This window comes from Pseudonocardia sp., assembly GCF_025965585.1.
Classification (GTDB): Bacteria; Actinomycetota; Actinomycetes; order Mycobacteriales; family Pseudonocardiaceae; genus Pseudonocardia.
On sequence record NZ_JAOPWR010000293.1, the window covers coordinates 1 to 6,100 of the forward strand.

At 74.1% G+C, this 6,100-nt stretch carries 7 protein-coding genes; 1 reads left to right on the forward strand and 6 read right to left on the reverse strand.

Features of this window, described 5'->3' with window-relative positions; translation table 11 throughout:
* The 3 genes from JWR81_RS18150 to JWR81_RS18160 form a co-directional block, all read right to left on the reverse strand.
* A partial coding sequence (locus JWR81_RS18150) for an enoyl-CoA hydratase-related protein (RefSeq protein ID WP_297653796.1) occupies positions 1 to 247 on the reverse strand: 247 nt, incomplete at its 3' end.
* Entirely contained in the window at positions 244 to 552 is a 309-nt protein-coding gene (locus JWR81_RS18155; protein ID WP_297653800.1) for an enoyl-CoA hydratase-related protein, read from the reverse strand. The genes JWR81_RS18150 and JWR81_RS18155, both read right to left, overlap by 4 nt.
* A gap of 118 nt (positions 553 to 670) precedes the next feature.
* Positions 671 to 1,636 carry a GlxA family transcriptional regulator gene (locus JWR81_RS18160; RefSeq protein ID WP_297653804.1) on the reverse strand — a complete coding sequence of 322 codons (966 nt, stop codon included), beginning with the start codon at positions 1,634 to 1,636 and terminating at the stop codon, positions 671 to 673.
* Between the two features lie 74 nt (positions 1,637 to 1,710).
* On the opposite strand from JWR81_RS18160, the gene JWR81_RS18165 reads away from it, so the two are divergent.
* Positions 1,711 to 1,908, forward strand: coding sequence for a hypothetical protein (locus tag JWR81_RS18165; RefSeq protein ID WP_297653807.1), 198 nt, complete (start codon positions 1,711 to 1,713; stop codon positions 1,906 to 1,908).
* A 145-nt stretch (positions 1,909 to 2,053) separates the two neighbouring features.
* On the opposite strand, the gene JWR81_RS18170 is transcribed toward JWR81_RS18165, so the two are convergent.
* The 3 genes from JWR81_RS18170 to JWR81_RS18180 form a co-directional block, all read right to left on the reverse strand.
* Positions 2,054 to 3,358 carry an LLM class flavin-dependent oxidoreductase gene (locus JWR81_RS18170; RefSeq protein ID WP_297653810.1) on the reverse strand — a complete coding sequence of 435 codons (1,305 nt, stop codon included), beginning with the start codon at positions 3,356 to 3,358 and terminating at the stop codon, positions 2,054 to 2,056.
* A gap of 5 nt (positions 3,359 to 3,363) precedes the next feature.
* The gene (locus JWR81_RS18175; RefSeq protein WP_297653813.1) at positions 3,364 to 4,452 is read right to left on the reverse strand and encodes an LLM class flavin-dependent oxidoreductase; all 1,089 of its coding nucleotides are present in this window, start codon (positions 4,450 to 4,452) and stop codon (positions 3,364 to 3,366) included.
* A 110-nt stretch (positions 4,453 to 4,562) separates the two neighbouring features.
* Positions 4,563 to 5,828, reverse strand: a complete 1,266-nt coding sequence (locus JWR81_RS18180) for an ROK family protein (protein ID WP_297653816.1) — start codon at positions 5,826 to 5,828, stop codon at positions 4,563 to 4,565.
* Positions 5,829 to 6,100 lie beyond the last annotated feature (272 nt).

Genomic DNA, 6,100 nt, shown 5'->3' on the forward strand with positions numbered 1-6,100 from the left:
CCTCCCGGGCGAGGTCGCCGAGGTTCGCGGTGTCGGCACCGGGGCAGAACGTGCTGCCGGCGCCGGTGAGCACCACGGCACGCACCGCCGGATCGGCGGCCGCCGCCGTCAGACGGGCGTAGTAGACCTCCCTGAGCTCCGCGGTCCAGCCGTTGCGGCGCTCGGGGCGGTTCAGCGTCAGCGTCAGGACGCCGTCGGCGTCGAGGTCGGCGAGCACCTGGTCGGTGCTGACAGCTGTGTCGGTCATGCGTCCGCTCCGTCCGTGAAGGTCGGCGTCCGACCGGCCAGGGCCGCCGCGGCGGCCTCCCGCTGGTTCGGGCTGCCCATGATCGTATGCAGGGACTCGCGCTCCGTGCGGTCCAGGCCCGCGCAGAACGAGCGGCCGTTGCCCGACAGGACGACGGCGCGCAGGCCGGGCTCGTCACGCAGGGCGGCGCCCGCGTCGGTGAGGACGGTGGACATGGCGTCGTCGAGGGCGTTGAGCTTCTCCGGCCGGTCGAGCCGGACGTCGGCCACCCCGTCGGCGATGCGGCACTGCACGCGGTCGGTCACGCCCTGACAGTAGGACACGGGACGCCGGGACGCCTCACCCTGACGGCCCAGCGACCCGTGACGCTCAGTGAGTTGTTTCGCCAGGTCAGGCCCATCATCGCCCGAAACGTTCATCCCGTCACGTCCCGGCGATCGGGATCGCGGAACGGAAGGTGCGCCGGTAGTCGGCCGGCCCGACGCCGACGACCTTGCGGAAGTGGTGGCGCAGCAGCGCGCCGCTGCCGAAGCCGCATCGCGCGGCCACCGCGTCGATGCCGAGGGGGGTGTCCTCCAGCAGCCGCTGGGCGAGCAGCACCCGCTGCAGCGTCAGCCAGCGGTGCGGGGTGGTGCCGGTCTCGGCCACGAACCGCCGCGCGAAGCTGCGGTCCGACATCCGCGCCCGGCGGGCCAGCTCGGACACCGGGTGCTCGACGTCGAGGTGCTCGAGCACCCAGTCCAGCACCGGCGCCAGCCCGTCGGCGGAGCAGACCGGCACCGGTTGCTGCACGAACTGGCGCTGCCCGCCCTCGCGCTGCGGCGGCACCACCATCCGGCGGGCGATCGCGTTGACCACCGCGCTGCCCAGCTCGCGGCGCACCACGTGCAGGCAGGCGTCGATGCCCGCGGCGGTGCCCGCGCTGGTGACGAGGTTCCCGTCGTCGACGAAGAGGACGTCCGGATCGACCCGGGCCCGCGGGTACCGGGCCCGCAGCTCGTCGGCGTTGATCCAGTGGGTGGTGCAGGGCCGGCCGTCGAGCAGCCCGGCGGCGCCGAGCACGAACGCCCCCGAGCAGACGGACAGGATCGTGGCGCCCTCGTCGGCGGCGGTGCGCAGCGCGTCGAGCACCGGCTCGTCGAACGTGCGCAGCCGCGTGGCCGAGACGGCGACGAGATCTGCACCGCGAAGCCCGTCGAGGCCGTGGTCGGGCATCAGCGACGCGCCGACGGTGGTGCGCAACGGCGCGCCCGCGACCGGGCCGCAGACCCGGAAGTCGAACGCGGGCACGCCGTCGGCGGTGCGGTCGATGCCGAAGACCTCGCAGATCACGCCGAACTCGAACGGTGCGACGTCGGGCAGGGCGAGGGCGGCGACCGTGGACAGCATGATGGCAGGATATCGACACAGTCCGACGTTCCCGCCACTCGTGGCAGGATCTCGTCCGAAGCAGACTTCCTGCCATGACCACCGCACTGATCGTCATCGTCCTGGTCGGGCTGTTCGTGTGGCTCTCGATCACCCGGCCCGCGCCGGGGCCGTCCGTCCCCACCGACCGCGACGGCGTCCGTCAGCTCGCCGACCTGCGCGCCCTCGCCGGGGCCCCCGCCGACCTGAGCCTGGACGACGCCGGGCGGCTCAGCCCGCGTACCAGGCCGTGAGCCGCTCGGCCTCCTCCTCGACGGCCCGTGCCGCGGCCGGCTCCAGCTCGCCCGCCGGCCACGCTCGCGTTCCCGCCCGGCGCGCGTCGCTGCACGCGCGTGAATCCCAGGACGCGCGTGGATCACTGAACGCGAGCGTGGGGACTCAGCCCACGGCCCGGGACTCCCCGGTCGACGACGGGCGCGCAAGGCCGAGGTGCTCGCGGAGGGTGGGGCCGGTGTACTCCGTGCGGTAGCTGCCCAGGTCCTGCAGCTCCGGGATCACCTTCTCCACGAACTCGTCCAGCCCGCCGGGCACCAGATGCGGCACGAGGATGAAGCCGTCGCTGGCGTCGGCCTGCACGTAGGAGTCCATCTGCCGCGCCACCTGCTTCGGCGTGCCGACGAACGACTGCCGCGCGGTGGTCTCCACGATCAGCTCGCGGATCGAGAGCCCGCCCTTGGCCTCGGCCAGCTCGCGCCACTGCTTCGCGACGGCGAGCGGGTCCTTCTCGTGCCGGACGCGGCCGCGGGTGATCTGCGCGCCCGGGTCAGGGTCGACGTCGGGCAGCGGGCCGTCGGGGTCGTAGGCCGACAGATCGCGGCCCCAGACCTGCTCGAGGAACGCGATGGCCGTCTGCGGGCTGACCTGCGCGGTGCGGATCCGGTGGCCGTTCTCCTGCGCCTCCGCCTCGGTGTCGCCGATCGCGAACGTGGTGGCGGGCAGGATCGAGAGGTCCTGCGGGCGACGCCCGTAGCGGGGCATACGACCCTTGAGGTCCTGGTAGAACGCCTGCCCGGTCTCCAGTGAGCCGTGCCGGGAGAAGATCGCGTCGGCGGTCTTGGCGCCGAACTCACGGCCCGCGTCGGAGTCGCCGGACTGGATGAGCACCGGGTGGCCCTGAGGCGTCGGCGGCAGCGTGAAGCGCCCGGAGAAGGAGAACTGCTCGCCGCGGTGCTCGACCGGCTCCCGGTTCGAGAGCCACAGCTCACGCGCGGCGTCGAGGATCTCCTGGGCGCGGTCGTAGCGCTGCTCGGCGCCCAGGAACCCACCGCGGCGGAAGTTCTCGCCGGTGAACGCGTCGGAGCTGGTGACGAGGTTCCAGGCGGCGCGGCCGCCGGAGAGGTGGTCGAGCGAGGCGAACTGGCGCGCGAGCTCGTACGGCTCGTTGAACGTGGTGTTGATCGTGCCGCCGAGCCCGAGGTGGGTGGTGACGGCCGCGATGGCGTTGAGGACCGTGAGCGTGTCCGGCCGGCCGACGACGTCGAGGTCGTGGATCTTGCCCTGGTGCTCGCGCAGGCGCAGACCCTCGGCGAGGAAGAGGAAGTCGAACAGCCCGCGCTCCGCGGTCCGCGCGAAGTGCACGAACGACGAGAAGTCCGTCTGGCTGCCCGCCTTCGGGTCGCTCCAGACCGTCGTGTTGTTGACGCCCGGGAAGTGCGCGGCGAGGTGGATCTGCTTCTTGGCCATCGCGATCAGACTTTCGTGAAGAAGTTGGCGGGGCGGGCGAGGCCGAAGCGCTCGCGAAGGGTGGCGCCGGGTGCGGCCGGGTTGGCCAGCCCGCGGGCGGCGAGCCGGGGCGCGACCTCGTCGGCGATCACCTGCAGCCCGCTGGGCAGCGCGAGCGGCACGAGCGTGACGCCGTCGGCGGCTCCGTCACGGACCGCGGTCCCGATCAGGTCGACGAGGGCGTCGGCGGTGTCGACGACCCGCACGGACGACGGCTCCAGCGGCCCCATCGCGTCGAGCTCACGGGCGGCGTCGGCACCGATGAGCGTCTCGACGTCGAGCAGGACGGCCACGTCGTCGGGGTTGCGGCCGGTCCCGGCGACGGCGTCGCGGACCCGCTCACGGGCGGCGTGGGCCGCGGCGAGGTCCGGGGCGGCGACGCGCACGACGTCGGCCCACGCGGCGGCGACGGCGAGCGAGTCGGGCTCCTCGCGGATGACGACCAGCGGGTGCGCCTGCGGGCTGCGCGGCGTGATCGACGGGCCCTTGACGGAGAAGAACTCTCCGGTGAAGTCGATGTAGTGCAGCTTGTCGCGGTCGACGTAGCGGCCGGTGGCGGCGTCGCGGATCACGGCGTCGTCCTCCCAGGAGTCCCACAGCCGCACCACCACCTCGACGGCGTCGGCGGCCTCGCGCCACAGCTCGGCGGTGGGCGCCGCGGGCTTGCGGCCGAACAGCTCGGCCTCGTACGGCGTCCGCGACACCGTGGGCTGCCACCCCGCGCGCCCGGACGACACGAGATCCAGCGTCGCGATCGCCTTGGAGATGTGGAACGGCTCGGTGTGCGTGGTGGTGACCGTCGGGACCAGCCCGATCCCGGGCACCACCGGGGCGACGCGCGCGGCGATCGCGACGGCGTCGAGGGTGGGCAGCGGGTCGGCCGGCTCGGCGAAGGAGTCGGCCAGGGCCAGGAAGTCCGCCCCCGCGCGGGCGGCCAGCTCGGCCAGCTCCACGTGGTAGGGCGCCGTCAGGATCGCGTCGGGCCGAGCGTCGGACCGTTCGTGCGCGCCCGGGTGCCGACCGGCCCCGGACACCTCCACCGCCAGGTACGCCATGCATTCGGAACCGACCGGCGCATCCGGCCATTCCCCGGTCCCGAATCCTGGGACCGGGTCGTGCCGACTCGCGCACCGCGTCGTGCCGACTCGCGCGAGTGGGCGGCGTCTCAGCTCATCAGGGCCGTGGGGACGCCCTCGCCGAGCCAGTGGCCGAGGCGTTCGCGGGAGAACAGCTCGTCCACCACCATGAACGCGGCCCCGCGCAGGCCCACCTGCCCGCTCAGGGGCGAGCGGACGATCTTGAGCGACCGGGTCGCCAGCGGGAGCGAGCGCCGGTAGACGGCCTGCCGGACGGTGGCGAGCAGCAGGTCACCGGACGCCCCGACACCCCCGCCGAGCAGGATCATCGCGGGGTTGAAGAAGTTGACGAGCGCAGCGAGCGTCTCCCCCACGAGCGTGCCGGCGCGCTGCAGCAGCTCCACCGCCGTGGCGTCGCCGAACTCCGCGGCCCGCACGACGTCGTGGGCGTCCAGGGTGCCTGCCTCGGCCAGCCGCTCCGCGAGCACGGCGCTGCGCCCCTCGCGCGCGGCGTCGGTGGCGTCGCGGGCCAGCGCCGCGCCACCGGCCAGCGCCTCCAGGCAGCCGGTGTTGCCGCAACGGCACACGACCTCCGACGCTCCGGGCACGGCCCCGCCGAGTGAGACATGGCCGATGTCGCCTGCGCAACCCTGCGAGCCGCGGTGCAGGTACCCACCGGAGACCAGCCCGGCCCCGATGCCCGTGCCGATCTTCACGTAGATCACGTCGGCGGCGTCGCGGGCCAGGCCGCTGCGGACCTCCCCCAGCGCCATCACGTTGACGTCGTTGTCCACCCACACCGGCGCGCGGAAGCGGGCGGCCAGCCGGTCGCGGACCGGGTAGCCGTCCCAGCCGGGCATGATCGGCGGCGCCACCGGACGGCCCGACGCGAACTCGACGGGGCCCGGCACACCGACGCCCACCCCCCACACCACCACGCCGGGCCGGTCGGCGAGCAGGGCGTCGAACAGCTCCTCGACGCGGCCGAGCGTGGCGACCGGGCCGTCGGCGATGGGCCAGGCCTCGCCGCGGTGCGCCAGCAGCTCGCCGGCGAGGTCGGTGAGCCCGACGGTGATGCCCGTGGCGCCGAGCTCCGCGACCAGCACGACGCCCGCGTCGGCGCGGAACCGCAGCTCACGCGGCGCTCGCCCACCCGTCGACGGGCCGAGCGCCCCCTCCTCGACGAGGCCGCTCGCGAGCAGGTGCCCCAGGCGCTGCGTGACGACCGTGCGCCCCAGGCCCGAGCACCGGACCAGCTCGGGACGGGTGCGGGCGGCACCCGAGCGCACGAGGTCCAGCACGGTGACGAGCCCGTCGAGCTGGTCGGGGGCGACCCCGGACTCGGTGGCGGCCATGGGTTCCGATCCTAGGCCCGGACCACCGGACCACCGTTCCCCCCGCGCGGGTTCGGCGCCGGCGGCGAGGCCGACAGGCCGCGGTGTGGACCCACGCCGGAGATCACCCGCGTCGAACCGGGCACCGCGACGGTCGCTTCCGGCCGAGGGCAGTCCGTCAGGAGATGACCGTCAGGAGATGAGCCGGATGGCGTCGGGGCTGCCGATGGGGGTTCCTTCAGCTATCCAGTGTCCCAGGCGTTCGCGGGAGAACAGCTCGTCGACGACCATGA

Excerpts from the sequence above, each read along its gene's own strand:
- JWR81_RS18165 (WP_297653807.1), top strand. The coding sequence starts at position 1,711 with ATGACCACCGCACTGATCGTCATCGTCCTGGTCGGGCTGTTCGTGTGG.
- JWR81_RS18175 (WP_297653813.1), bottom strand. The coding sequence starts at position 4,452 with ATGGCGTACCTGGCGGTGGAGGTGTCCGGGGCCGGTCGGCACCCGGGC.
- JWR81_RS18180 (WP_297653816.1), bottom strand. The coding sequence starts at position 5,828 with ATGGCCGCCACCGAGTCCGGGGTCGCCCCCGACCAGCTCGACGGGCTC.
- JWR81_RS18160 (WP_297653804.1), bottom strand. The coding sequence starts at position 1,636 with ATGCTGTCCACGGTCGCCGCCCTCGCCCTGCCCGACGTCGCACCGTTC.
- JWR81_RS18170 (WP_297653810.1), bottom strand. The coding sequence starts at position 3,358 with ATGGCCAAGAAGCAGATCCACCTCGCCGCGCACTTCCCGGGCGTCAAC.